This window comes from Gemmatimonadota bacterium (assembly GCA_041390105.1).
GTDB lineage: Bacteria > Gemmatimonadota > Gemmatimonadetes > Longimicrobiales > Gaopeijiaceae > JAGQIF01.
In genome coordinates this window covers 1589226-1615689 of the sequence record JAWKQO010000001.1, presented here as the reverse complement: position 1 = coordinate 1615689, position 26464 = coordinate 1589226, and the positions used below count along the sequence as shown (strand labels likewise).

Annotated in this window: 22 protein-coding genes; 8 read left to right on the top strand and 14 right to left on the bottom strand. The window is 68.5% G+C overall.

Translation table 11 applies throughout. The annotated features are described in order from the left end of the window. Positions 1-9: 9 nt before the first annotated feature. The 7 genes from R3E10_07135 to R3E10_07105 all read right to left on the bottom strand — a co-directional run bounded on the left by R3E10_07135 (position 10) and on the right by R3E10_07105 (position 8508). The gene (locus tag R3E10_07135) at positions 10-1197 is read right to left on the bottom strand and encodes a Gfo/Idh/MocA family oxidoreductase (protein ID MEZ4415513.1); all 1188 of its coding nucleotides are present in this window, start codon (positions 1195-1197) and stop codon (positions 10-12) included. Positions 1198-1266: 69 nt separating this feature from the next. Beyond that, positions 1267-2892: an amidohydrolase gene (locus tag R3E10_07130; protein ID MEZ4415512.1), complete on the bottom strand. Its 1626-nt coding sequence runs from the start codon at positions 2890-2892 to the stop codon at positions 1267-1269. Between the two features lie 162 nt (positions 2893-3054). Continuing rightward, positions 3055-4041, bottom strand: a complete 987-nt coding sequence (locus tag R3E10_07125) for an ATP-binding cassette domain-containing protein (GenBank protein MEZ4415511.1) — start codon at positions 4039-4041, stop codon at positions 3055-3057. Next, positions 4038-5042 (bottom strand): ABC transporter ATP-binding protein, encoded by a 1005-nt coding sequence (locus tag R3E10_07120; protein ID MEZ4415510.1) that lies wholly within the window; start codon positions 5040-5042, stop codon positions 4038-4040. Before R3E10_07120 ends, R3E10_07125 begins: the two co-directional genes overlap by 4 nt. After that, entirely contained in the window at positions 5039-5929 is an 891-nt protein-coding gene (locus R3E10_07115) for an ABC transporter permease (GenBank protein ID MEZ4415509.1), read from the bottom strand. Before R3E10_07115 ends, R3E10_07120 begins: the two co-directional genes overlap by 4 nt. Continuing rightward, complete coding sequence (locus R3E10_07110; GenBank protein MEZ4415508.1) at positions 5922-6875, bottom strand: ABC transporter permease; 954 nt, start codon at positions 6873-6875, stop codon at positions 5922-5924. Before R3E10_07110 ends, R3E10_07115 begins: the two co-directional genes overlap by 8 nt. A 13-nt stretch (positions 6876-6888) precedes the next feature. Then, the gene (locus tag R3E10_07105) at positions 6889-8508 is read right to left on the bottom strand and encodes a peptide ABC transporter substrate-binding protein (GenBank protein ID MEZ4415507.1); all 1620 of its coding nucleotides are present in this window, start codon (positions 8506-8508) and stop codon (positions 6889-6891) included. A 61-nt stretch (positions 8509-8569) separates the two neighbouring features. On the opposite strand from R3E10_07105, the gene R3E10_07100 reads away from it, so the two are divergent. Continuing rightward, a complete protein-coding gene (locus R3E10_07100; GenBank protein MEZ4415506.1) occupies positions 8570-9814 on the top strand; it encodes a DUF819 family protein in 1245 nt (414 codons plus the stop codon). Positions 9815-9827: 13 nt separating this feature from the next. Here the strand turns inward: R3E10_07100 and R3E10_07095 are convergent, their stop codons facing one another. The 7 genes from R3E10_07095 to R3E10_07065 form a co-directional block, all read right to left on the bottom strand. Further along, complete coding sequence (locus R3E10_07095) at positions 9828-11003, bottom strand: FAD-dependent oxidoreductase (GenBank protein ID MEZ4415505.1); 1176 nt, start codon at positions 11001-11003, stop codon at positions 9828-9830. Positions 11004-11083: 80 nt separating this feature from the next. Further along, complete coding sequence (locus R3E10_07090; GenBank protein MEZ4415504.1) at positions 11084-12172, bottom strand: D-2-hydroxyacid dehydrogenase; 1089 nt, start codon at positions 12170-12172, stop codon at positions 11084-11086. Positions 12173-12269: 97 nt separating this feature from the next. Then, a complete protein-coding gene (locus R3E10_07085; GenBank protein MEZ4415503.1) occupies positions 12270-12872 on the bottom strand; it encodes a hypothetical protein in 603 nt (200 codons plus the stop codon). After that, positions 12869-13426: an RNA polymerase sigma factor gene (locus R3E10_07080; protein MEZ4415502.1), complete on the bottom strand. Its 558-nt coding sequence runs from the start codon at positions 13424-13426 to the stop codon at positions 12869-12871. Before R3E10_07080 ends, R3E10_07085 begins: the two co-directional genes overlap by 4 nt. Positions 13427-13433: 7 nt before the next feature. Beyond that, complete coding sequence (locus tag R3E10_07075; GenBank protein MEZ4415501.1) at positions 13434-14090, bottom strand: hypothetical protein; 657 nt, start codon at positions 14088-14090, stop codon at positions 13434-13436. A gap of 69 nt (positions 14091-14159) precedes the next feature. After that, positions 14160-15353, bottom strand: a complete 1194-nt coding sequence (locus R3E10_07070) for a hypothetical protein (protein ID MEZ4415500.1) — start codon at positions 15351-15353, stop codon at positions 14160-14162. Continuing rightward, positions 15343-17019 carry a DUF885 family protein gene (locus R3E10_07065; GenBank protein ID MEZ4415499.1) on the bottom strand — a complete coding sequence of 559 codons (1677 nt, stop codon included), beginning with the start codon at positions 17017-17019 and terminating at the stop codon, positions 15343-15345. The genes R3E10_07070 and R3E10_07065 overlap by 11 nt, the downstream gene beginning before the upstream one ends. A 182-nt stretch (positions 17020-17201) precedes the next feature. On the opposite strand from R3E10_07065, the gene R3E10_07060 reads away from it, so the two are divergent. The 7 genes from R3E10_07060 (at position 17202) to R3E10_07030 (ending at position 26458) form a co-directional block, all read left to right on the top strand. After that, positions 17202-18326 carry a type III PLP-dependent enzyme gene (locus R3E10_07060; protein MEZ4415498.1) on the top strand — a complete coding sequence of 375 codons (1125 nt, stop codon included), beginning with the start codon at positions 17202-17204 and terminating at the stop codon, positions 18324-18326. Between the two features lie 85 nt (positions 18327-18411). Next, positions 18412-19698, top strand: a complete 1287-nt coding sequence (locus tag R3E10_07055) for a hypothetical protein (GenBank protein ID MEZ4415497.1) — start codon at positions 18412-18414, stop codon at positions 19696-19698. A gap of 199 nt (positions 19699-19897) precedes the next feature. Next, positions 19898-21052: a hypothetical protein gene (locus R3E10_07050; protein ID MEZ4415496.1), complete on the top strand. Its 1155-nt coding sequence runs from the start codon at positions 19898-19900 to the stop codon at positions 21050-21052. A gap of 11 nt (positions 21053-21063) precedes the next feature. Continuing rightward, a complete protein-coding gene (locus R3E10_07045) occupies positions 21064-21540 on the top strand; it encodes a hypothetical protein (protein MEZ4415495.1) in 477 nt (158 codons plus the stop codon). Beyond that, positions 21518-24277: an ATP-binding protein gene (locus R3E10_07040; protein MEZ4415494.1), complete on the top strand. Its 2760-nt coding sequence runs from the start codon at positions 21518-21520 to the stop codon at positions 24275-24277. The genes R3E10_07045 and R3E10_07040 overlap by 23 nt, the downstream gene beginning before the upstream one ends. 13 nt (positions 24278-24290) lie before the next feature. Further along, the gene (locus R3E10_07035) at positions 24291-25370 is read left to right on the top strand and encodes a response regulator (GenBank protein MEZ4415493.1); all 1080 of its coding nucleotides are present in this window, start codon (positions 24291-24293) and stop codon (positions 25368-25370) included. A gap of 113 nt (positions 25371-25483) precedes the next feature. After that, a complete protein-coding gene (locus R3E10_07030) occupies positions 25484-26458 on the top strand; it encodes a hypothetical protein (GenBank protein ID MEZ4415492.1) in 975 nt (324 codons plus the stop codon). Positions 26459-26464 lie beyond the last annotated feature (6 nt).

Here is a 26464-nt window from a genome sequence, read left to right as displayed (position 1 = left end):
TTACCCGCGTCAGAAGGGGCTGGCCGGCAGTGCAGCGCCGTCCTCCCCCTCCAAGGGGAGCGAGACCCAACGATGCTCCCGGTGCGACAGCGCTACGGCGTTGATGATCTCCTGAACACGCGCGCTCTGCGCAAAGTCACCTTGATTGACCGGGCCGCCGTCCGTGATCTCCTCCAGGAAATTGTGAACGAGGTTGCCGTAGAAGGCGGTGCCCCATGCGTCGGTTTCCTGGTAGCCGGGCGGGAAGTAGCGATCGGGGATCTCCAGCGGCACGAACTCCACGGCATCCGGCTGGGCCGCGTGCAAGGTCTGGATGACACCGAACTCCTCGACGAGCCGGACGATCAACGCTCCTTCCGAGCCGAAGATCCTGGCCTCGATTCCCGGGTAGTTTCCGACCGTGACATAGGAGGACTGCATGGAGAACAGTGCTCCATTCGCAGCCTCGCCCATGAACATGTCCGCGTCGTCGATGTTGATGCGCTCGCGCTCGCTGTCGAGGTTGGTGCGGCGGCGGTAGGGGACCATGTTGGCAAGAATCCCCACCACCTGCGTCAGGTCCGCTCCCACGCACTCCAACCCGATGTCGATGGTGGGGGCACCGTAGCCTTCGAGCGAGGAGACGGTGATGCCTTCGCGGCTCAGGTCCGTCCCCCATGGGGCTTCGTCCACGGGCTTCGTCTTGTGGATACGCTTGTCCATCGGGTTGTCCGGGTCGAGCCACTGCGAGTTCTGCTCGTACCCGTTGAAGATGTACGGCTGCCCAATGAAACCCTCCCGGATGAGGTCGAACATGTACATCACCGCGGGGGCGTAGCGGAAGGTCAGCCCGACCTTGGTCTTGAGGCCCTTGGACTCCGCCAGGCGGTGCGCGAGCCACACATCGCGGTAGTCGTGACAGACCGGCTTCTCGACCAGACAGTGCTTGCCGGCCTGGAGCGTGGCGAAGACGAGCTCCTGGTGATCGCCGCGGGTCACCACATCGATGACGTCCAGGTCGTCGCGCCCCAGCAGATCCTCCGCGTCGGTGTACACGTCGGGGATGCCATACTGGGCGGCACGGGCCTGTGCGAGATCGAGGTCTCGGTCGCAGATGGCGACGAGGTCGCACGCCGGCGAGCGGTGGAAGCCAGGAAGGTGGGCCGTGTTGGACCAGCGCCCTGCGCCGATCACGCCGACCCGGAGTCGTTCAGGCATGGGTGTCCACGGTGAAAGAAGAGCGCCGGGCGTGCGGGACGCCCGGCGCTCCAGGTGGTGCGAGGGAGATCAGCGCCCGTCTTGCTCGCTGACCGGCCGCGTCCGCACGGTGGGGTACTCGATCCCGAGCTGCTCGAGGTAGTTCGAGAAGCGCGAGGGGTCGTAATAGTACTCTCGCATCTGCGGACGCCACTTCGCCATGATCTCTTCGTTCAGCCAGATGGCGGGCTGATCGGTGGGAGCGATGAACGGCGTGTACTTGGTCTCCGCGGTCTGCACGGTATTGAAGTAGTCCCAGGCATCGGTGACGAGCTTGGGCGTCAGCAACAGGTCCAGAAGTGTCAGCGCCTGGACCTTGGCGCCGGCCACGGCGCCTTTGTGGGCGATGGGTGTGGCCATGGCGATCCCGTTGGCCCAGTTGTGTCCGGGGCCGCCCGGGATGTTCGACGGGTAGTTGAGGGTGATGGTCGGCATGTTCCAGGAGATGTCACCGATGTCATCGGAGCCGCCGCCCAGAGACCGCTCCAGATCGACCGGTCCGCTCAACTCGGGGATCGAGTCGGCCAGGCCGTCCTCGTCCACGCCGAGCTCCTTTTGCAGTCCGCGCGCCAGCGTTTGATCCGCCTCGCTCCATTGAGGCAGGCCCACCCTTTGGATATTGGCGTAGGCGACCTCTGCCACGGGCTTGGAGAAGTGACGACCCCATGCGGAGCCGACCGTCATGATGGTGTCGACTGTGGTCCCGGTCATCAGTGCGGCGCCTTCGGCCATCTTCACCGCTGCGTCGTACATGGCCTTGGTGCGCGGATAGTCCCGCTCGCGGAAGTAGAACCAGATGGTCGCCGTCTGCGGCACCACGTTGGGTTGGTCTCCACCGTCCACGATGATGTAGTGGGAGCGTGCGGCCGGCTGCAGGTGCTCACGCTTGAACTCCCAGGCCTGGGCCATGAGCATCACGGCATCCAGCGCCGAGCGCCCGCGCCAGGGTGAACCCGCGGAGTGGGCGGTCTCGCCGGTGAAGCGGAACTGCACCGACCAGAGCGCGTTGCCGCCGCCCTGGCCCCAGGACATCCCGAAGTTGGAGCCGACGTGCGTGAAGAGGTTCACGTCGACGTCGTTGAAGATCCCCTCACGGACGAAGAAGGCCTTGGAGCCGACCTGCTCTTCCGCGATGCCCGGCCAGATCATCAGGGTCCCGGGGATGTTGTCGCGCTCCATGAGCTCTTTGACCGCGAGCGCCGCCACGATGTTGACGGCCTGTCCCGAGTTGTGCCCTTCTCCGTGGCCCGGTGCCATGGAAATGATGGCTTCCCGGTAGCCGACGCCCGGCTTCTGATTGGACTGGGGAATGCCGTCCACGTCGGAACCGAGCGCGATGACCGGCTTGCCAGATCCCCAGCGCGCGGTCCAGGCCGACGGCATGCCGGCCACACCGAGTTGGATCTGGAAGCCCTCCTGCTCGAGCAGGCCCGTCAGATACTTCTGGGTCTCGAACTCCTGCATGCCGAGCTCGCCGAACGAGTACAGCATGTCGACGATCTCCTGCACTTGCTTGGAGCGGGCCTCCACCAGCTGCAGTGCTTCGTCCTTGAGGCCACGAAGACGTCGATCGGCCCTCTGGGCAGAGACCCAGGACGGGGCCAGCAACGCGACTAGAACTGCGATCCAGAGAGCCCGCGGGGCGGACGCGCGCATCGGTTTTCCTCCAAAGAAGCGGCTGCATGGACTGCGGCCCCGAGCCCAACCGCGGACCGGGGACGTCGGTAGGATGCGGGCGCCTGGGGGTGGCGGCAAGCGCGGAGGTTGGCGCCCGCCCCTGAACCGCGAGGATCGGGCGGCGGCAGCACTCGTGACACGTCACTCGCTGTGGTGACAGGCGGCCTGGTGTCCTTCGCCTTGGGGCGAGGTCGGGGTCAGAACGGGGGCCTGGCGGCGACAGAGGTCGGTGGCCAGCGGGCAGCGCGGGTGGAACCGACACCCCGCCGGCGGATGGGCCGGATCGGGGAGTTCACCGGGAACCAACGGTGCCGAGCGCGCCCGACGGGAGGGGTCGGGGATCGGGATCGACGAGAGCAGGGCTCGCGTGTAGGGGTGGCGTGGGGCGTCGAACACTGCGCGTGTGGGCCCGATCTCGGCTACCCGACCGAGATAGAGGATGGCCACCCGGTCACTCAGGTGCCGCACCATGGCGAGATCGTGGGCGATGAAGAGGTAGGTGAGGCCCAAGTCCTCCTTCAGGTCGGCGAGCAGGTTGACGATCTGGGCCTGGATGGAGACGTCCAGCGCCGAGATGGGCTCGTCCGCCACCACGAAGCGCGGACCGGTGGCCAGGGCTCGAGCGATGCCCACGCGTTGCCGCTGGCCTCCGGAGAACTCGTGCGGATAGCGGGAAGCGAAAGCCGGATCCAGCCCTACTCTCTCGAGCAGCACCTGCGTCCGGGCCCTGCGCTCCGCCGGCGTGCCCAGGGCGTGGATGTCGAGCGGCTCCCGCACGGTATCACCCACCGTGCGACGTGGGTTCAGAGACGCCATCGGGTCCTGGAAGACGATCTGCATGTCGCGCCGCAGGCGCCGCAGCGCTGGGGGCGCCAGCGAGGCCAGGTCGACACCGTCGAACTCCACCGTACCGGACGTCGCGGGCTGCAAGCGCAACAAGGCGCGCCCCGTCGTCGACTTCCCGGAGCCGCTCTCGCCGACCAGGCCCAGCGTCTCGCCGGCCCGGATGTCGAGGTCGACTCCATCCACCGCGCGAATGGCACCGACCTGCCGCCGCAGGAGACCCCGCCGGATGGGGAAGTGCACGGCGAGGTCGCGCACGCGGACCAACGGCGCAGCGCCGTTCATGCGCCCACCTCCTCCCAGCGCCAGCAGGCCGCCGTGTGATTCTCGGCCACCGTCTGGAGCGGGGGGTGCTCGGCCCGGCACCGCTCAACGGCGAGGGAACAGCGTGGCGCGAAGGGGCAGCCAGGGGAGAGTTCGGTCAGATCGGGCGGGGCCCCTTCGATGGAGGGGAGGCGGCGCTCCGGAGGCGCATCGATGCGGGGCAGGGAACGCAGCAGACCGACCGTATACGGATGTCGAGGTGACGTGTACAGGCGTGCGGCTGGCGCCTGCTCGACGAGCGTGCCGGCATACATGACGGCGACGACGTCCGCGAAGCCTGCCACCAGAGCCAGGTCGTGGGTGATCCACAGGATGGCGGTGCCCAGCTCGTCTTGCAGACGCTGCACGAGTTCCACGATCTGCGCCTGTATGGTCACGTCGAGGGCCGTCGTCGGCTCGTCCGCGATCAACAGCACCGGATCGCAGGACAGCGCCATGGCGATCCCGATCCGCTGGCGCTGCCCACCGGAGAACTCGTGCGGGTGGTCGGAGAGCCGCTGCGCGGCTCCGGCGATCCCGACGCGCTCGAGCAGCTCGACCGCGCGGGCACGCGCGGCCTGCCGCCCCAGGTGCAGGTGGGCCTCCAGCGCTTCGGTCATCTGACGCCCGATGGTCAGCACCGGGTTGAGCGAGCTCATGGGGTCCTGGAAGACCATGGCGATCTCACGGCCCCGGACCTGTTGCCACTCACGCGGCGTGAGGGTGAGAAGATCCCGTTCGCGTAGCAGGACCCGGCCTCGTTCGACGCGCCCCGGCGGCGTCGGGACCAGCCCCATGAGCGCCAGCGCGCTGACCGTCTTCCCGGAACCACTCTCGCCCACCAGGGCCAGCGCCTCGCCGGCGGCGATCGAGTAGGAGACGCCGTTGACAGCATGCACCGTGCCCTGCTCCGCGTCGAAGCGCACCACCAGGTCGCGGACCTGCAACACGAGCGGCCGGTCGTTCGGGGACAGCGTCGTCATCGCATCCGCCCCGCGGGATCGAGTGCGTCCTGGAGACCATCGCCGAGGAAGTTCACCGCCAGCACGATCACCAGAATCGCGAGCCCGGGAAAGAGGGTGAGCCATGGATTGGTGGCCATGGTGGCCTGGGCGTCCTGTAGCATGTTGCCCCAGGTCGGAGTGGGTGGCTGCACGCCCAGCCCCAGGAAACTCAGCGACGACTCCAGGACGATCGCGTTCCCCACGGCCAGCGTTGCGCCCACCACGATGGGGCCCACCGCATTGGGCAAGAGGTGACGGGTGATGATGCGTCCGCTGGTGGCGCCCAGGCTGCGCGCGGCTTCCACGTACGGCATCTGCTTGAGCGAGAGCAGCTCCCCACGTACCACCCGGGCTGTCGTCATCCAGGAGAGCAGACCGATGATCAGGGCCATCGAGCCCGCGGCGGCCTGCGTGTAGGAGCTGAGCACGATCAGGAGCGGCAGGGTGGGGATGGCATACGCCACGTCGGTGCCTCTCATGAGAACGCCGTCGGTGCGCCCGCCGAAGTATCCCGCCAGCGCGCCGACCAGCGTGCCCAGGCCGGTGCCCAGCAGGGCCGACAACACGCCGATGAGGATGGAGATCCGGCCACCATAGAGAACGCGGGTGAAGAGGTCGCGCCCCAGGTCGTCCGTGCCCATCCAGTGTGCCCAGGAGGGCGCCTCCCGGATGCTGCCAAGGTCGATGGCGTCGAACTCATAGGGGGCGATCCACGGTGCAGCTACGCACGCGGCGGCCACGACCACGAACACGCCGAACGAAAGCCAGGCCGGCGTGTGCCGGGACAATCGGCGCCAGGTGCGGGACCGTGCGCTGGCGGTGCGATGGGCCCCAGCCGGCCGTGGATCCGAGCGCGGCTCACTCATAGCGGATCCGCGGATCGAGGACGCCGTAAAGCAGGTCCGCCACCAGATTGAAGACGATCACCATCAGAGAGCCCAGCATCAGGATGCCCATCAGCAGCGGATAGTCGCGCGCGAACATGGCCTGCACGAACATGCGCCCGATCCCCGGCCAGGCGAACACGGTCTCCGTGATGACGGCGCCCGAGAAGAGTCCTGCGAGGTTGAGCGCCATGACCGAAAGCACAGGGATCAGGGCATTGCGGATGGCGTGCACCCCGACCACGGCGCGCTCCGAGAGTCCCTTGGCCCGGGCCGTGCGCACGTAGTCCGCTCGCAGCGCCGTGAGCAGGCTGGAGCGCAGGTAGCGCGACCAGCCCGCGATGTAGCGGAAGGAGAGCACCAGCCCGGGAAGGACCAGGTGCAGCAGGTGGTCTCCGAGCGAGCTGGCGCCCACGGTCTCGGTGCCCGACACGGGCAACCACCCCAGCTTGACCGCGAACACCCATTGCAGGATGAGCGCGAACCAGAACACCGGCATGGCCATGCCGAGAAAAGAGAGCGCGGTTCCCGCATAGTCCGCCGCGCTGTACTGCTTGACCGCGCTGATCAGCCCCAGCAGCGTGGCGACCAGGGCCGCGAACAGGAAGGCCGCGCCCATGAGCTCGACCGTGGCCGGCAGCCGCTCGAGGATCATGTCCAGCACCGGCCGGGTGGTGGAGAAGCTGATGCCCAGGTCGCCGGTGAGCGCCGCGGAAAGCCAGCGCACGTATTGGACCGGAACCGGCTGGTCGACTCCCAGTCGCTCGCGGTAGGCCTCGATCACTGCGGGATCGATGAAGCGGCCGCTCTCGAGCAATGCGCCCTCGGGCCCTCCCGGCGCTGCCTGGATCACGGCGAAGAGCACGACACTGATCCCGAACGCCATCGGGATCATCTGCAGCAGCCTGCGCAGGACGTAGGCTCCCATCAGCGCCTCGAGGTCAGCGAGCGGGGTCCAGGGTCCACTCGTGCAGGTTCCAGAAGCTGCCGAAGTTGGTGCCGCTGCCGCGATAGCTGCCGATCCGCTCGCTGACGACCTCAGGGATCACGTTGTGGTAGAGCAGCAGCGTGTGCGCCGTCTCTTGCAAGCGCACCTGGGCCTGATCGAGCAGCGGCTTGCGCTCTTCAAACGAAAGATGCTGATCGGACTCCTCCAGGAGCTGGTCCAGCTCGGGGTCACAGAAGCCGGTCATGTTGTTGGGTCCTTCACAGGCGTACAGGCCGGTGAGGCTGGGGTCGGCGGGGAGGAACCAGGCGCTGATGATCCCCTCCCATTGACTGCTGCGCCAGCGCTGCGTCCATGCTGCGCTCTCCAGCGTCTCGAACCCGACCTCGATGCCCACCTGACGCAGCTGCGCCTGGATGACCTGGGCAATGGCGATGCGGTCCGTGCTCCCCGCCCGGTTGAGGAGCGTGAAGCGGAAGCGTTCCCCATCCTTGGTCCGAATGCCGTCCGGCCCAGCCCGCCATCCGGCCGCGTCGAGCAGCCGACGCGCTGCCTCGGGCTCGTAGGCGAACGGGGGCACATCCGGGTTGTGGTAGGGGCTGGTAGGGTTGATGGGAGAGTTGGCGACTTCGACCGTGCCCTGCATGAGCTGGTCTGCGATGGCCTGGCGGTCGATGGCCTGGAAGAGGGCACGACGGACGTCGCGGTCTCCGAAAAGCGTTCGTCCCCTGGGGGTGGTCACGTTCAGGTCCAGGTGCATGACCGAGTTGGAGCTGACCAGATGGACCCGCATGCCGGAGGCGCCCTCCATCTCGGCCACCTGGGTGGGCTGGATCTGGCCCCAGTGGTGGGCCCCGGCCTTCAGGGCGTTCAAGCGGGTGTTGTTGTCGGGAATGAACGCCCAGACGATCTCGTCGATGTGGGGCTCACCATTCCCCCGCCAATAGTCCGGATTCCGCTCCACACGGATGTACTCGCCGGAACGCCACTCCACGAAACGGAAGGGGCCGGTGCCGACGGTACGCGAGCCTCGGTTGTAGGGCTCGAAGTTGACGACCTCTTCGGTGCTCATGCCGCCCAGGACGTGCTCGGGCAGGATCGCCTCGAACAAGCCGGCGTAATAGCCGTAGATGCCGTTCCAGCGGAGCACCACCGTGTGCTCGTCCGGCATGAGGCAATCCGTGATGTTGAGGTACTGGTCCCGGTTGTAGGTCTGGGAGCCGGGGCTCGAGACGAACCCCCACGTGAAGCACACATCGGCGCTGGTGAACGGCTCCCCATCGTGCCAGCGCACGTTCTCCTGGAGCGGCCAGGTCATGTCGACTGTGCCGTCGGGATTCCGCACCACCAGGCCGTTCGCTTCCGTGGGGATGGCCTTGGCCAGCACCGGAACGTAGGTGTTGTGCTCGTCGGTGGTGATCAGGCCTTCCATCATGCTGAACTGGATGTCGACCAGGTTCTGACTGGTGAACGGGTTCAGCACGTCGATCTCCCGCGCGTACGCGACACGCAGGATGGGCCTTCCGTCCGCGCTGGCGGACGCTCGCGGTGCGTCCCCGCTGCAGCCGACGAGCAGAAGAAGGACAGGAAGCGCCGTGCCTGCGACTCGGATCATGATGCGGTGTGCCTGGGTCCAGAAAGGGCCGACGGGCACCGGACCCCGCGGGGCCGGCACGGTGAAGATCCGCCCAGAGTGCGGGGGGGTAGCGACACGACGCAAGGACGGACCGGCCTTGCTGCCCGGCGCGGTCGACACCTATCCTCGCGCGATGATCACGAGCCCCCTCGCGCACCTGTTCATCCTGGCCGCCGTCGTGCTGGGTGCCGTCTGGCTGGAGGCCAACCGACGTCTCTTCCGGTCGCTCGGCGCCGCCCTGGTGAGCATCCTGCTCGCGATGGTGCTCTCCAACGTCGGCCTGATCCCCGGGGAGTCGCCTGCGTACGACTTTCTGGCGGGACCCGCCGTCAGCGCCGGGATCGTCCTGATCCTGCTCGCGGTCGATCTGCGTACCGTCGTCCAGGCCGGCCCGCGGATGCTGGGTGCGTTCGGGGTGGGCGCTCTGGGCACCATGGCCGGTGCGGCCACCGCCGCCTTTCTGTTGTCCGGCGCCATCGGTCCAGAGACGTGGAAGCTGGCCGGCCAGTACACGGCCACCTACACGGGGGGCGGAGCCAACTTCGCCGCCGTGGGGGCGGCTTTGGAGACGAGCGGTGAGCTCTTCGCGGCCGGGATCGCGGCGGACGTGATCGTCACCGCTGTGTGGATGGCCACCTGTCTGGCCGTGCCGGTGCTGTGGGGACGCGGGAAAGGCGGGGCTGTTCCCGGTCTGGAAGCGCAGACAGAGGGCCCGGTCGGGTCGGCCGACGCGCTGGACCGCCGCCTGTACGCGACGGTGGGAACGGTATCCCTGTCCGACATCGGCGGGCTGACCGTGGTGGTGTTGGGGACGCTCTGGGCTGCTGAGCTGTTGGCCGCACGCACGCCGCTCCCCGGCGTGTTGTGGCTCACGACCATCGCGCTGATCCTCGCGCAGTCCCGTTGGGTCCGTCGCCTGCGTGGAGCGGCGGTTTTCGGCAACTACCTGGTGCTCTGGTTCCTGGCCAGCAACGGGGCCAGCTCGGTGGTGGCCAACATCGTGGCGGTGGGACCGCCCATCTTCTACTTCGCGCTCATCACGGTTGCCATCCACGGTCTGGTGACCTTCGTGGGCGGTTCCTTGGTCGGGCTCGATCTCAAGACGCTCGCGGTCGCCTCGCAAGCCAACGTGGGCGGGCCGGCCTCGGCGATGGCCTTGGCCAGCGCCCGCGGGTACACCGACCGCCTGCTCCCGGGCGTGGCGGTTGGCCTGCTCGGGTACGCCGTGGGCAACTATCTGGGCTTCGCGGTGGCGAGCGTGGCGCGGTCGCTGATGGGCGGCTGAGCGTCGCCCTCGCTCAGATGAAGCGCTCCACCCGGTAGGGCGCGAGCAAGTCGACCTCCAGACCTTCGAGGATCTCGCGGGCGGCCAGCTGGCTCAGCAGTGCGGACAGGGTGACGCCGGAGTGCGTTACCATGAGGTAGAGATTGGGCGCCGCACTCGGGAAGCCCACAACGGGATGGCCGTCGGTGGGGAGCGGCCGCCATCCGACCGTGGTTCGCTCGAGCGTCACACCGTCCATCGCATCGAAGCGAGCCTGTGCCAGCGTCAGCACGCGCTCGGCTTCCATGCGCTCCGATTCAGGCCGGTCTCGGCGGTAGACCGGCTCGCCGGTGAACCCGCCTCCGATCACCATGCGTCCGTCGGCGTGCTGCTTCACGATCACGTCGGGGCCGACGACGATGGGTCCGATCTCTGGACCGGTGGCGGAGCACTGGGCGAGCACGCCCGGCGCGTCACGTAGTGGAACCCGGACATCCATCCACGCAGCGATGCGAGGCGTATCCACTCCGGCCGCTACCACGACGGCGTCCGCAGGCAGCTCGCCCGCCGACGAGCGCACGGCTCGCACGAGTCCGCCACGGACGTCGAATCCCACAACCTCGCACGAGAGCAAGAGGCGGGCGCCCGCGGTCTCCGCTGCTCGGGCCAGCACCTGGCAGGCGCGGCCGGCGTCGAGTCCGCCCTCGTCGCTGGCGAAGACACCGGATTCCACTGTGTCGGGCAGGCGGAGCGCAGGTGCACGCGCCCGCAGGGCCGCGCGATCGAGCATCTCGATCGGATAACCCCAGGACTGCTGCCGGCGCACGGCTCCGGACAGCTCCGCGACCGCATCCGGGCTGGGCTGCCACTCGATGCGGCCTCCCCACTTCAGGGGAAGCTCGGGGACGCGGTCCTGAAGCTCGCGCCACACCAGTTGACTGCTGCGGTTGAGCTCGTAGTAGCCACGCGGTTGTTTGCTTGCGTACGCGTTGATCCAGGCGAACGACTTCTCCGAGGCGCCCGAGCCGGGCGTAGCACGCTCACAGAGCGTTACCTCCGCCCCGAGGGTGGCGAGGCGGTAGGCCGTAGCGCTTCCCAGGATCCCGGCGCCGATCACGACCACGCGCTTGGGCGGACGGAGGCCCGAAGGGCGCGCTCGGGCCAGCACCGGTGCCATGGCGAGCACCCGGAGCGCATCGCGACGCAGCATGGTGGAACCCTCCGAGCGGGTGACGGGCGACTGCCTCGAACCTCCGCTCCGCCGCAGCGGAGGGCAAGCGCCCGCCTACGTCAGTACAACCGATCAGGGTCCAGCCGGTTGAGCAGAGGCTCTCCCCGTTGCCAACGGTGCAGGTTCTCCGAGAACAGGTCGGCGATACGCACGTTCTCGCGGTCGCTGGTGCTGCCGGAGTGGGGACTCACCAAGACGTTGGGCATGCCCCAGAGCGGACTCTCCAGCGGCAGCGGCTCCTCCTCGAACACGTCCAGGTAGGCGCCGCCCAGATGTCCGCTGGTGAGCGCTGCCACGAGCGCGGGCTCGTCGACCAGCGCCCCTCGGCCGATGTTGACGAGTGCCGCCCCTGGAGGCAGGGCCGCCAGCTCCGCTGCCCCGATCATGTGCTCCGTCTCGTCCGTGTGGGGAGCGATCAGCACAAGGAAGTCCGCTTCGGGCAGGACGTCGGTCAGGGACTCGGGACCCAGGACGCGCGGGGGCGGTGGTTCGGGAGCCCCGGTCCTGGGGCCCGGCGTCGCGGCGTGTTCCGACCCAGCGAGGTCCCGATCGGGGTGGCGCCGCAGCGCAATCACGCGCATGCGCAGCGCCTCCGCCACGCGCGCCACCTCGCTCCCCACTGCCCCGAGGCCGACGATCACGACGGTGCGACCCTCCAGGTCCGTACCGGCGAAACGTTGCCAGGTCCGGCGACGTTGTGCCTCCATCATGTGCAGGGCACGGCGAGCGTGCAGGAGCATCGACATCACGGCGAACTCCGCCAAGGGCGCCCGGTGGACGCCGCGCGCTGTCGTGAAGACCACCCCCGGCATTCGTTCGGCATAGCGCATCCTGCGCACGAACTGCCCGATCCCCGCGCTGGTGGCCTGGATCCAGCGCGCCCGCGGCGCGCGCTCCGGAAGATCCTCCAGGTGCGTCTGGTCGAAGTCGAAGAGGATGGTGGCGCGCTCGAGCAACGACTGCCAGCGCCGCTCGCCCGCCAGCGAGCGGGTCCGCTCCGCGCCTTTGTGGTCAGCGGGGTACCGCGGGGGCCTCAGCAGCTCGGGTTCGTACAGGAACTCGATGTCCGGGTGATCGGTGCGCAGGCGCTCGACGAGCTCGGGCTCCAGCCATGAACAGATGAGGGCGACGTGAGACTCGGCAGACAAGACGACGAACCTGTGGTTGGCGCGTTTCTCGGGTCGGGACCCGCGAAAGGTAGTGTGCCCCTACCCGAATGCCACCGCCTTCGTGCCTCGTGCACCATCACACGAGGGGGCGGATGACGATCCTCCCTCCATGGCGCACGTGTGGGCAGGTCTCCGCCACACCGCGTGCGTCGTCCATGGAGGCGGCGGAGATCACGAAGTACCCGGAGAGACGTTCCGCTGCGGGCCCGGACTGGGACGGCGCTTCGGCGAGCGCGGGCGCCACGACCACGCGCTCGGGACCCAGCTCGGAGCCTTCCACGGCACGGAGGTCATCCGTCAGTGTGCGGGCCCAGTGCACGTACTCCTGCACGCGTTCAGACTCTGCGCCGGGCGCGGGAGCCTGGTAGCCGTCATCCTCGTAGAGGAGCAGCATCCAGCGTGGGCCGGTCGTTGCCGGGGCCGGGGCTGAGCGCCCCGGGATGGCCCGACCGAGGAGGAAGCCGGCCGTCGCGGCTGCGAGCGCGCCCGCCTGAGCCAACCAGGCGCGCCGCCCTCCCCGCCGCGGTCCCAACCAGCCGCGCGCCTTCAGCGAAGCCACCACGCGGTCCTCGAGGGCAGCGGGAGGGGGGGGACTCTCGCGCAGGCGAGCCAGATCGGGCCTCTGGGAGATGTCGCCCATACCACGGTCCCGGCTGTGCTCGTCGAGCGGTGACGTCATGGTGTGGCCTCCTTCGGCTCGAGCCATTCCCGCAAGCGGCGCCGCGCGCGGGAGAGCTGACTCTTGGACGTTCCGACGTCGATGTTCAGGAGTCGCGCGGTCTCCTCATGGGAGTAGCCCTCCACGTCGTGCAACACGACCGCCGCGCGATACCCCGGGGGCAGCGCCGTGATGGCCCGATCGAGGTCCACTCGTGCCTCGTGAGCCACCGCACGCACGGCCGGCTCGGCGATCCGCTCGAGCGGGGCCCACTCCACACGGCCCCACGCTCTCCACTGTTCGCGCACACGGTTGATGAGAACGCCGGTGAGCCAGGTGCCCAGGGACGAGCGCCAACCGAAGGTCGACAGGCGCTCCACCGCCCGGACCCAGGTGTCGTGCACCACGTCCTCGGCGACGCCCTCGCGATCCTCGGTGAGTCGCAGCGCGATGCGGTGGAGCTGCGGCGTGTACCGTCGATACAGCGTACGGAAGGCGCGTTCGTCTCCGCCATCCAGCACCGCGGAGACCAGCTCGCGGTCGCCGGCCTCAGCGCCTGGGCGCCCTACGTCCATGCCCGGCTCAGGGTCTTTCCTCTGCGCCGGAGACCGCTACGAACTCGGGAACCACGACCATCAGGTTTGCCGTCGGCAATCCTGAGTCGACGACCATCCCTCCCATCAGTCCGGGCGGCGTGGAGTGGCCAGCGTCCTCATTGGTCAGCCACGGAGAGTAGATCATCAGGTGCGGCCGCCACTTCCCCGCCGGCGTCCCGTCGTCGGCGATGAGGCGTTGCCCTTCGGACATCATGTACACCACGGCCATGCGCTGCGGGAGGCGGAACGTCCCATCGGCGATGCCGTCGGCGATCCGGCGCTCGGCCTCCTCCGGAGCCACTCCCGCGTGGAGCAGCTCCGTCCGCGTCATCTCCATGGGCATGATGGTGCGGGTACCCTCCGGATCGAAACACTCGGGCTCGAGTGAGTCGGGCCAGCTGCGACTCACCAGGCAGGCCGCCCCGCTTCCGCCCCGCGCTGCCAAGACGTACCCGTCTGCGGTGAACACGTAGACGTCCGCACCTGCGCTGACGGACGGCGGGGCGGCGCTGCGCGCCAGCAAGATCTCGTGTTCGCGCTCGAGGAATGAACGAGGGCCGGCCTGCCCACTTCCTACGCTCTGGGCCGAAAGTCCGGTGCTCGCCCCCCACACTGCCACCAGCGCCGCCGCTGTGCTTCGCATGTCCCCTCCGGGATGCAGGTCCAGAGGTGGGTGAGGGCAGGGCTGCCCAGGGTTGCACGGCCCCGCTGGTCAGTTCTGCGCGGGGCCCCCCCTGAACATGGAGACCGTGTCGACCGAGTGCAGGCGGCCATGCAGATAGCGAAGGAACTCCGCCCGCTCCGGGCGGGCCACCCGGGTCCAGGTCGGAAGCACCGAGGGCTCACCCCACCAATACGACCAGATGAGCACTGCCCGGGCGGGGGCCTCCAGGAACGCCATCCGGCCCTCCACCCATCCGTCTCCGCCGACCAGGCTCTGGTCGCGCAGCCAGTCCTGGACGCGGGCGCGGGGCCACCCCAACGCGTGCAGCCGCCAGGCGGCCCCGGTTCCGATCCCCGCCCGGTAGCGCGTCATCAAGGACTGCACCCGGTCGTGGCCGTCCTCGATCCACTCGAGCATGGCCAGGCCGGCATCGGCGATGCCCTCGAACACCGACGAGCTGGCGGTGTTGACCACCGAAACCAGGACGTCGGCGGGGGCGCTCCCTTCCAGTCCCCAGGTCTCGCGCAACTTGAACTGCACGTAGTGACCCGGACAACCCTCGTGGACGGCCAGATGTTTGAGCGCAGGGCGCGTCAACACCGGATCCACGTTGATCTCCACCCGCCGTTCGGCATAGTTGCAGCGCGCGTTGAAGGCGGCTCCCGTGATCGCCACGGCGCGCATCCCATCACTCGGGGCCGCGGGAATCTCCAGGAGCCGGTCCTCCGTGCGGGCCCAGGCCTCCTCCAGGAGCTGATTGAGCACGCCCTCCACTTCGTCGGGCGGCACCCGGTTGTCGGCCTCCCAGCGGGCGCATTGCGAACGCAGGTCGCCGGAATAGCCCATTTCGGTCAGGAGGGTCCGCATTCCGTCTCGCAGCGCATCCAGCTCGGCATCGGACGCTGGCGCCACCGGCACGTGGAGGAAACGGCCGAGCTGTTGCTCGAAGGTCAGGTTCTTCGCACGCCATGCGCAGAAAGCCCGGCTCGAGACTGCAAGCTGTTGGTAGTAGACCCGGCGATCGGGCTCGGGAAGGTCACCGGCACGCTCGCTCAGTCCCGTGAAACGTTCCGCGGCCTCTTCGTAGCTCTCGAACCCCTCCGGGCGGTGTCGGCCCTCCCGGTCCAGGTTGAGCACCGCCAACCCGTCCCCATCGCCGCTCTCCCTGCGGTAGAGCGCGTCGAGGCCGAGGAGGGCTGCCAGCGCCTCCTGGGCGTACGCCAACGTGCGCTCACTCAGCATCGGACATCTCCATCAGCTCGCCCACCAGGCGGACCGGCACCGACCCGTAGGAGAGAACCCGGTCGTGGAACGCGCGCAGCTGGAAATCGCTTCCTTGGCGCCGCGCGGTGGCCTGCCGCAGGGCGTGGATGCTGTCGGTGCCCACGAGATACATGAGGGCCGCGCCAGGGAACATGCTGTTCTTGACCGCCTCGGCCGACGCCGCCCCAGCGGCCATCCCGGCGGTCTGCTCGTAGAAGCGCGTCGCATCGTCCAGGGTCATCCGCCCGTGGTGCAGCTCCACGTCCACGATGGCGCGGGCGCACATGCGGATTCGGGAGCGCGCCTCCGCCACCCGCTCATCCGCCGTGAGGGCACCGGTCTCGGACATCACGTCGGTGGCATAGCAGGCCCAGCCCTCGGCCATGGTGCCCCCGCAGAACATGGCGATGCGTGAGGCGCAGTCGACGGCGGCGATGCGTCCGACGCGGGAAGCCGCCTGGAACGCGTGCCAATTCTGGACGTGATGTCCGATGCCGCCGTGGTGGATGACGTGGTTCAGCTTGATGACGGAGTCGTTGTGTGCGCGCAGGCGACGCTCCTGCTCCGCTTCGTCCAGATCCTCCTCGATGGGTTCGACCAGGTATTCGTGCACGGGCGGGCGAGCGAACACGGCCGGAGAGCGGTAAAAGAGGAAGTACAAGGATGGCGCGCTGGAGCGTACCCAGTGAGGCCGGGGCACATAGCGGAGGGGGAAGTCCGGCCAGGTGACCAGGTCATGGCCCGCAGCATGGGCCCGCATGGTCTGCCAGATCTCCGAGTAGCGGTGCAGGTAGCCGTCCACAGTGACGTGGCCGGCCGCGAGTCGCTCCGCGATCTCCGCCTCGCTACCCCCGGCGGCAGCGGTGGAGGCAGCGAGCTGTGCCCGGGCACGCGCCAACTGATCGCGCGCGTAGGCCACCACCTCTGCGGCGCTCTCCGATAGGAAGTGACCCTCGCGCAACAACACGTCGAACGCCTCTTCCCCCGCGGAGGGGGGGGGCTGCCAGCCTGCCGTCAGGTCCGACTGCAAGAAGTGGCGGTGGTCAGCGAAGGCGCGGGCAGCGGCGTCCGCGCTGCGCAGCACGCGATCGTTCAGGGAACCCTTCCCGCCCAGCAAGCGCGACAGTCCTTCACCCAGGAAGGCGATGGCACCCTCACACTCACGGATCGCACGGCGGGTCCACTCGGGCGGGGCTTCCCGGATCTGTGCGCGGGCGTTGGCGAGGAAGAGCGGTAAGGCCGCCATGCGCGCACGCGCAGCCTCCACCCGCTCCTGAAGTGGCGCATAGTCCGTGAGGAACAGTGAGAGGAGCGCGAACACCGCTTCGCCGGTGTGCAGGCTGGGGTTCCCTCGCTGGAATAGCGGTGACGCGTATTCCCAGCAATGGATACGCAGGAAGCCGCGCGCCAGTCGCCGGTCCAACGCTTCGATGGGGGTCAAAGGCTCGGAGGGGAGCCGCTCCAGTGCATCCAGCTCGGCCACCATCTCCGCCACCGTATCCCCGCACCCGCTGTCGGACCAATCCGGCAGCCGGTGATCGTGGCTGTGTTCGCCGATGAAGGTGGCGTTGACCGGCCGCTCCGCGTAGTAGGACGCGAAGAAACGGTCCAGCCATGCCGTGAAGTGCGGCGCGTTGGACGTCATGCCCCTCGACTCTCCTGTGCCCTGCAGGCGTTCTCACACGGGTGGCACCCTGCCGCCGTCCGCCCCCCGTGGATGCAGCCAAGCGTAGGATGGCACCCTGGGGGAGGCCACCCCCCCTCGAATGTCCTCTTTCTCGTCCCAGTGTCGCCTACTAGTTCGCCCTGCGAAGGAGGACGAAGGGAATGACGCCCCGGCTGAACCGGTTTCTGGACTCCACCCGACTGACCACGCCCGTGCTGGTGGTGGATCTCGAACGGGTCGAGAACAACTACCGCGCCCTGTCCCAAGCCTTTCCCCGGGCTCGGGTGTTCTATGCCATGAAGGCCAACCCGGCGCGTGAGGTCCTGGAGCGGCTCCTGGCGTTGGGATGCAGACTCGACGTGGCCAGCATCCAGGAGGTGCGAGCCGCGCTCGCCGCCGGGGCCGGCCCCGGGGCTCTGTCCTTCGGAAACCCCATCAAGCGGGTTGCAGACATCGCGGAGGCCTGGGCGCGCGGCGTTCGCGTGTACGCCGTGGACTCGGTGGACGAAGTCGAGAAGATCGCCGGCGCAGCACCCGGAGCGGAGGTCGTGTGTCGGATCCGGGTGGAGAACACGGGCGCCGAATGGCCACTCTCGTCCAAGTTTGGTTGTGATCCCTCGGAGGTCGACGCAGTTCTGCTGCGGGCGGCCGCCCTCGGGTTGGAGCCGGTGGGCATCAGCTTCCATGTGGGCTCCCAACAGACGGATCCCGAGCAGTGGGGTCCCGCCATCGTCGCAGCGGGCCGGGTGTTCCGGCGTCTGGGGGCGGCTGGCGTCCGCCTGCGGCTCCTGAACCTGGGCGGAGGCTTCCCGACCGCCTACCGGCGGCCGATCCCCGGCCTCGATGCGTACTCCCGCGTGATCTGTCAGAGTTTGAGGGGTGCCTTCGGAGACGACCTACCCGACCTCATCATCGAGCCCGGGCGCAGCCTCGTGGGGGATGCCGGCGTCATCGAGACCGAGGTGCTGCTGGTCGCGGCCCGAGGAGAGGACCGCCGTCGCTGGGTGTACCTGGACGTCGGAAAGTTCGGCGGTTTGGCGGAGACGCTTGGCGAGGCGATTCAATACCCCATCGTGAGCGCACGTACAGGGCCGCGGGGAGCGGTCGTGCTGGCCGGCCCCACCTGCGACAGCATGGACGTGCTGTACGAGACGACGCATTATGAGCTCCCCCTCGACCTGAGGATCGGGGATCGCCTACGCATCGGGGCCACAGGTGCCTACACGCAGTCGTATTCATCCGTCTGCTTCAACGGGTTCGAGCCGCTGCGCACCCTGTTCGTGTAGTCGGCCGGGCCTGCTGTCTGCGGCGCGTTCTGGATGCCTGGCCACGCTGCTGGCAGCCGCCCCGCTGGCCGCGAGCGCGTTGCCGGTGCTGGCGCAAGAGGCCACGGCAGCGTCCACCTTCGTGAGCGCGTTCCTCGATGCGCGCTCGGAGGCTGAGCGCGAGCGCGCAGCGCGCGCCATCCTCGACGCGGGCACCCCCTTCGGCGAGGTGCTCCCGCTGTTGCGGAGCGGGCGCGTGTACGGCAGCGACGTGCCCACCGGTCGTGTTCGCGGGGTGCGCTCGGACGCGGAGGGCGTGGAGTTGCCCTACTTCGCCCAGGTTCCGGAGGGCTACACCGCCGAGCGCCGCTGGCCGGTGCGGGTCTACCTCCATGGCGGCGTGATGCGGGAGCGCCCGTCGCAGGACGAGCTCTGGTGGCGCGACGCCGACCGCCTGGCCAGCGAGGATCACATCGCGGTCTTTCCGGCCGCGTGGAGGACGCGCCGCTGGTGGCAGAATGCGCAGATGGAGAACCTGCGCGAGATCCTGCGTATTCTCCGCCGGACCTACAACATCGACGAGAATCGGATCTCTCTCTCCGGCGTCTCGGACGGGGGCACGGGAGCCTGGTGGATGGCCTTCCGCGACACCACGCCCTGGGCCTCGTTTCTGCCCTTTATCGGGCACCCGGTGGTGCTGCTCAATCCGGCGGTGGGTGCCGAAGGCGAAGTCTTCCCGAGCAACCTCGTCAACAAGCCACTGTACGTCGTCAACGGCGAAGAGGATCGACTGTATCCGGCCAGCTCCGTAGATCCATTCATCGTGGAGTTCGCAAACGCCGGCGCGCAGATCGAGTACCGTCCCAAGCGCGGGTACGGGCACGAGACCGGTTGGTGGCCGGAGGAGGTCCCACGCATCGACGCCTTCGTCGCTGCCTTCCCGCGAGAGCCTCATCCGCGCTGCATCTCCTGGGAGACCGAGTCGCCGCAGCATTCCGGGCGGGCCCATTGGCTGCGCATCGATGCGCTGGGAGACCAACCTTCCGACGTCGAGTTCCCTGCGTCGGCACTCGTTCCTCCCTCTACGACCTCCGGGAGGGCGGACCTGTCCCGGGAAGGCAACCTGATCCGGATCCGGTCGCGCGGCGTCCGGGCGCTCACGCTCCTGCTCTCCCCGGACGCGTTCGATCTGGCCCAGCCGGTACGAGTGCGCTGGAACGGGATCGACGTCCATGAGGGACACGTGGCTGCGGATGTGGGGACGTTGCTGCGCTGGGCGGCCCGTGACGACGACCGCACCATGTTGTATGCCGCGGAGCTGCACCTCGATGCCCCCAGGGGCGCAGCGCGTTGGCGGCCGGGTGAGCTTGACCAGCCCCTCTGCGGAGGCTGACGCGAGCCGCCTGCGGCACCCCACCGCCTGCTCCAGAGTCCGGCCCGCGCCGCGGCCGGGGCACCCCTCCGCGCCTCATCGGGGCGTGGCGCCGGCGCAGCGACGGCCGGCGGCTCAACCCCCCGTGAGATCCTCCCGATCCTAGAGTACGAGGCCCGGCGGCCGCCGCCGGGGCACCCAGGAGAAGGGAGTAGGAACCATGCGCACGCTGCAAGGCAGTGTTGGGCTCTGCCTTGTCGCCGTACTCGCGACGTCCCCCTTGACCGCGCAGGACATCCGGCCGGTCGACATCCACGGTTTCGGCGGCTGGTCTTTCGGCCAGACCTCGGTCAACCGATTCCTGGGGGCGGACGACGACGGCGAATACTCCAAGACCAACTTCGCGCTGAAGCTCACCAGCACGGGCATTCCCGCCGTGCAGCTCAACGCGCAATTGTTCCTTCGCAACGGATTCGATGGGTCGAGCACGAGCCTCGACTACGCGTTCGCGGACTGGGAGCTGAACCCGGCCCTGCACGTCCGCGTTGGCAAGGTCAAGCACCCGTTCGGGATCTACTCGGAGGTCGCGGGGCTGGGAACGGTCCGCCCGTTCCTCAACTTGCCCCAGGTCATCTATGGACCGGTGGCCATCGCCAGCAAGTCCTACCGAGGGGTAGGCCTCAGCGGCAGCGTCTCACTCTCCAACCGGTGGGGCCTCGACTACGACCTCTACGGCGGCGGAATCGAGTTCGAGCAAGAGGAATCGGCGCTGGCGCTCATCAGTTCGGCTGCAGCGGACAGCGCGGCCAGAGTCAGCGACGTGCTCTTCGAGAGCGAGGCAGTGATCGGGGGGCGGCTCGTCATCGAGGCGCCCGTCGATGGGCTGCGCATCGGTGCTTCTGCTTATTCGGGGCGGCCGGAATCGTATACCTCACCAAGCTCGACGCTGCGATACCATGTGTACGCGGGACAGGCCGAATACGTGATCGACCGGACCTGGGTGCGCGGAGAGATCGCGCGTCAGATCGACAAGATCCCGGGCACCGACGACCGGGCCACCAGTGCATACGTAGAGGTGGCCCAGTTCATCGGGGGCAACTGGCAGGTCGCAGGACAGTGGAGTTGGTTCGACGTGAAGGTCACGCTACCTCCGCCGGCGACAGCCCCCGGCGACCTCACGCACCACCGCGAGTGGGCCATGGGCGTCAACTATTGGGTGAGCCCGGAGTTTGGGCTCAAGTCCTCCATCCACTGGACTGAAGGGAATCTCTTCGCGGAGCTGAACCAGCAGGATTTCCTGCAGGTCCTCTTCACGCGGATGAGCCCCCAACCCCGCACGCGCCTGTTGCAGTTCGGCGCCCAGTTCAGCTTCTGATGGAGCGCCCGATGAAAGCACTCCTGATCGGAACGCTGCTGGGAGCGACGCTGGGCTTCGTGCCCGCCCGGCAGGACCCGACCCCGGCGCAGGCGACCCAGCCCATTGCCGTGATCGTCCATCCCGACAACCCGGTGGACGGGTTCACGCTCGAGGAGCTTCGCCGGCTCTACCTGGGGAACACCACGCTGTTCGCAAACCGGGAGCGCGTGATCCTGCTGGAGTCGGCGGAGGAGCGGGGCCGCTTCTATCGCACCGTGGCGGGGATGGGAGAGGACCGGCTCAAACGCCACTGGGTTGCACGGGTGTTCGCAGGGGATTCCGGGACGCCACCGATCGAGTTTCGAAGCCCGGAGGACCTGAAGCACTATGTGGCGACCCATCCCGGCGCGGTCGCCTTCCTTCCCGCAGCTGCCGTGGATCGCAGCGTGAAAGCCGTGCCGATCGACGGGAGACGCCCGGGCGATGCGCGCTACCCGATCCCCTGAGGCCGGCGGCACTCTGCCGGGCGACCCGCTCCCGGACCCCCGTCGCAGCGAGGCCGCGCAGGACCGCGCCCTGAGGGGCCGGCCCTTCCTGTCCATTCGCGGCAAGGTGATGGCAAGCACCGTCCTGGTGCTGTTCCTCATCACCGTTTTCACGACCATCTACTATCCAGGGCGTCAGCGGCGGGCCGCGCTGGATGCCATGCGGGCGCAGACCACACTGCTCGCGGAGATGGTGGCCCTGAGCGTGGGGATCGGGCTGGAGCTCAATCAGCTCAGCGCTGTGCAGGCCGCTGTGAACTGGGCGAAGCAGGACCAGTCCCTGGCCTACGTACACGTGGTCGATCCGGGGGGACAGATCTTCGCCAGCTACAACCCCGATGATCGCCCCATCGACATCGCCAACGAACTCGCTCACCTCGGGCAGATCCGCGAAGGCGGGGGTCTGGTGCGCCTCAGCGTACCGGTGGTCTTCCAGGAGCGCTCCCTCGGGACGCTGAGCCTCGCCACCTCGCTGGAAGCGACGCTTGCCGAGATCGACCGCTTCCGGTGGACCGCGCTTCTGGTTTCCCTGGCGGCGTTGGCCCTCGGATCGGCGTTGGCGATGTTCTTCGCCCACCGCATCACGACCCCGCTGCGAACGCTGCGTAACGCTGCCGATCGAGTGGCCCGTGGTGACCTGGAGGTGACGATCCGGCCGGGCGGTGGCGATGAGGTCGGGCGGCTGGCTCGGGCGTTCGGCGTGATGGTGGGGCGTCTGCGCGCGATGCTCGCCGAGCTCGAGGATCGAGGACGCTCGCTGGCGCGCGCGCGCGACGAGGCGGTGGCAGCGGCCCGCGCCAAAGCGGACTTCCTCGCGGCCATGAGCCATGAGATCCGCACACCGATGAACGGCGTCCTGGGGATGCTGGCCCTCTTGGGCGACACCGGCCTGACTCCCAAGCAACAGGAGTACCTGCGCACCGCCGACGGATCCGCCCGAGCGCTCCTCACGGTGATCAACGACATCCTGGACTTTTCGAAGCTCGAAGCGGGCAAGATCGAGACGGAGTCGATCCCCTATCCTCTGCGCGAAACGACCGAAGAGGTCGTTCGGCTGGTGGCCGAACGCGCGCGCCGCCGGGGCCTGACCCTCTCCTGCCTCATCGAGGAGACGGTGCCGGACCGCGTTGTGGGCGACCCGGTGCGCACGCGGCAGATCCTGCAGAACCTCCTGGACAACGCCGTGAAGTTCACGACCGAAGGGGGTGTCCACGTGCACGTGCGTCGTGAAACTGCCGCCGAGGGGGACCGGGTGCAGTTCGAGGTCGTGGACACCGGGATCGGTCTTGCGCCCGACGTGCAGGCGCGCCTCTTCCAGCCGTTCACCCAAGCGGACGCCTCGACGACACGTCGTTTCGGTGGCACCGGTCTCGGACTGTCCATCGTCCGCCGCTTGGTCGAGAAGATGGGAGGCGAGGTGGGCGTGCGTTCCGTACCGGGGCAGGGGAGCACCTTCTGGTTCTGGCTCCCACTGCAGGCGGCCGGTGGGGACACCTCACTCCCCCACGAGCGCCTGCTCGCCGGCTTCCGCGTCGTAGGCCTCGTGCCCCTGGACGAGGAACGCAAGCAGATCCTTCATCACCTGGTGGCGCGGGGCGCGGCCGTGGATCTGGTCGCAGAGGAGGAACGGCTCGCTGAGCGACTCGGTGCCGACGCGAAGGGCCAGCTGCCGGACGTGATGCTCCTCCCGTCGGAGTGGGCGACCCGCGAGCGAGTGGGCGCGCTCCGCGGTCAGGGGCGCCTGGACGGCGTCAGGATCATCGTGATGGCGCCGGTAGGAGAGCGGCTCAGCGCCGCCGTGACCGTCGACGGGTGTGTGGAACGGCCGGTCCGACGTGACGAGCTGCTCAGCGTGCTGGGGCTGGCGCTGGGACGTCTGCAGGCGCCGCTCACCAGTCATCCCCGGGCCGCGACGTTGCCGCGCAGCGGCCCACGCCGCGGTCACCTGCTCCTGGCGGAGGATCACGAGGTCAATCGACAGTTGGCCGTCGAGGTGCTCACGCAGGCGGGATACACCGTGGAAGTCGTCGAGAACGGTGTGGAGGCGGTCGACGCGCGTTTCCGAGCCGAGTTCGACGTCGTTCTCATGGACTGCCAGATGCCGGAGATGGACGGCATCGAAGCCACGAGGACCATCCGCCGCCGAGAGTGGGGTCGGCGCGCGAAGCCCGTTCCCATTGTCGCGCTCACGGCGAACGCGATCACCGGGGACCGGGAGACGTGCATGGCCGCGGGCATGGACGACTATCTGGCCAAGCCATTCATGCCCGCCGAGCTGTTGGACATGGTGCAGCGCTGGGCCCACCCGGAGCAGGCACCGTCGGAAGACCTGTCGGCCCCGGAGGGGACCACTCCGTCGGCTGGAAGCGAGACGGTGGTGGACCTCCACCGCCTCGGCACCATGCTGGGCGGGGACGAGACGAAGATCCGCAAGTACCTGCACATCTTCGCGGACGTCACCGAGACCCAGATGGAGGCCCTCAAGGACGCGTTGGAGGCCGGTCACTCGGACGACATCCGCCGGCTCGCCCACAAGACCAAGGGATCGGCCGCGATGATCGGCGCGGCGCGACTGGCAGAGCTGGCGGCCGAGATCGAGCGTGCTGCCGCCTGCGAGGATCTGGCGGCTGTCGGAGCCGTCCTGGGCGACCTGGTGGCGGAGTTCGCGAGCGTGCAGGCGTTCGCACTGGAGTACTGAGGGTGGAGGCTCGATGATCTCGCTCGCTGCGCGCACAGAGCCATTGACGGTGCTGCTCGTGGACGACGATGTATTGGCGGTACATCTGCTGGATGAGTTGATCGGGATGTTCTCGTCCGCTCGGCGCGAAGCCTTCACAGATCCGCTGGACGCAGTCGCCTGGATGGAGCGACAGGTGCCCGACCTGGTCATCACCGATTTCGACATGCCCGGCCTGAACGGCCTGGCACTGCTGCGTCGTCTCCGCAGCGATCCCCGTACGGCCGAGATCCCGGTGTTGATGATCACCGGCATCGAAGATCCTGACCTGCGGCTGGCAGCCCTCGACGCTGGCGCGCACGACTTCATCCGCAAGCCCTTCGATGGCCATGAAGTGCGGAGCCGGGTTCGCAACATGTTGGCGTTGCGGGAGGGTCAACGAGCGCAACAGCGCCGCAACGAGCAGCTGTCCCTGGAGGTGGCCCGAGCCGTCGGCGTGATTCGGGAGCGGGAGCGGGAGACCATCCTGCGACTGGCGCGCGCCGCCGAGTATCGCGACTCCGATACGCATGCCCACCTGGTACGTATCGCTGACTACGCCGATCTGGTTGCGGAAGGGATGGACATCGGACGGGTACAGCGGGAAGCCTTGTCCTTGGCAGCACCGATGCACGACATCGGCAAGATCGGCATCCCGGACGAGATCGTGCACAAGCCCGGTCGCCTCGATCCGAGCGAGTACGAGGTCATGAAAACCCACACGAGCATCGGCCACGCGATCCTCGATGGGAGCAGCTCCGACCTGCTGCAGTTGGCAGCCGAGATCGCCCTGTCGCACCACGAGCGCTGGGACGGGCAGGGCTACCCGCATGGTTTGCGCGGGGAGGAGATTCCGATCTCGGGCCGGATCGTAGCGGTGGCGGATGTCTTCGATGCCTTGACGAGCAGCCGCCCCTACAAGGAGGCCTGGGACCGGGAGCGGGCCCTCACCTACCTGGCAGATGGAGCGGGCAGCCAGTTCGACCCGGCCTGCGTGACCGCATTCCTGGAGCGGCGCGACCGCATCTTCGTGGTGCGCGCGAGGGTGGGCCCCCCCGCCTTCGCCGAGCCCTAGCCCGGGTGCGAGGCGCCCCCGGGCATTTGCCGGAGGACGCCGGACGCTCGACACTTGGCGGAGTACGGGCCTGGAGTACGGGGCCCCGGTGCACCTTCTTCCAGGAGGAACCGATGCTCTGGCGAGCGACCTGGCGGCCGTTTGCTGCGCTCCTGCTGCTCTTCGGCCTCGCCGCCTGTGGTAAGGCCGCGTCCGATCGCCCAACGGGCGCCGCGACGGTTCGGGCCGTCCTCGCCCAGGATCCACTCAGCGAGCCACAAGCCACCTCGCTTCTGGGCGAGCCCCTGTTCGCGCAGCCCGACACGAGCGGGGCGGTCGCTCGTGCGGACTCCGCGTTGTCGGGTGCCCCGGACGACGTCGAGCTCCTGATCGCCGCGGGCCGCGAACGACGCAACGTCTGGCAGTACCGTCAGGCGATGGCGCTCTACACGCGGGCCATGGAGTTGGCGCCCCAGGACTGGCGGGCTCCTCGCTTCCGCGGGCATCGCCATCTGTCCGTGCGGGAGTTCGACAGGGGCATCGCCGACCTGGCGCGTGCTCGCGAGCTGGCCCCCTACAATTGGGACGTCGCCTACCACCTTGGTCTGGCCCACTTCCTGGCCGGGCACTTCGACGAAGCCGCCGACGCCTACCTGCGCTGCCTGGGGTTGGCGGAGGACGACGGAGCGCGGGCTGCGCAAAGCGAGAGCTTCCGCAGCTGTAGCCAGAACGACGCCGACCTGGAGTCGCGAGTGGCCATGACCGAGTGGGCGGTCCGGGCCTTGCTCCGCGCCGGGCGGGACCAGGAGGCCGGCATGTTGGTCGCCAATGTCGACTCGGGTTGGCCGGTCGAGGAGAACATCGCCTACTACCACGACCTGCTCTGGCGGAAGGGGCTCAAGACCGAGGCCGAGTTGCTGGAGGGCGTCGAGTCAGGCCTCTACCGCTTGGAGACGGTAGGGTTCGCCGTGGCCAACCAGCGGTTGGCGCAGGGCGACACCGCCGGGGCCCGGGGGATTCTGGAGGAGCTCGCCGCCGATCCCTGGTGGCCGGGCTTCGGCCGCATCGCGGCCGAAGCCGAGCTGGTGCGGATGGGGGAGGTCCGCTGAGCGTCC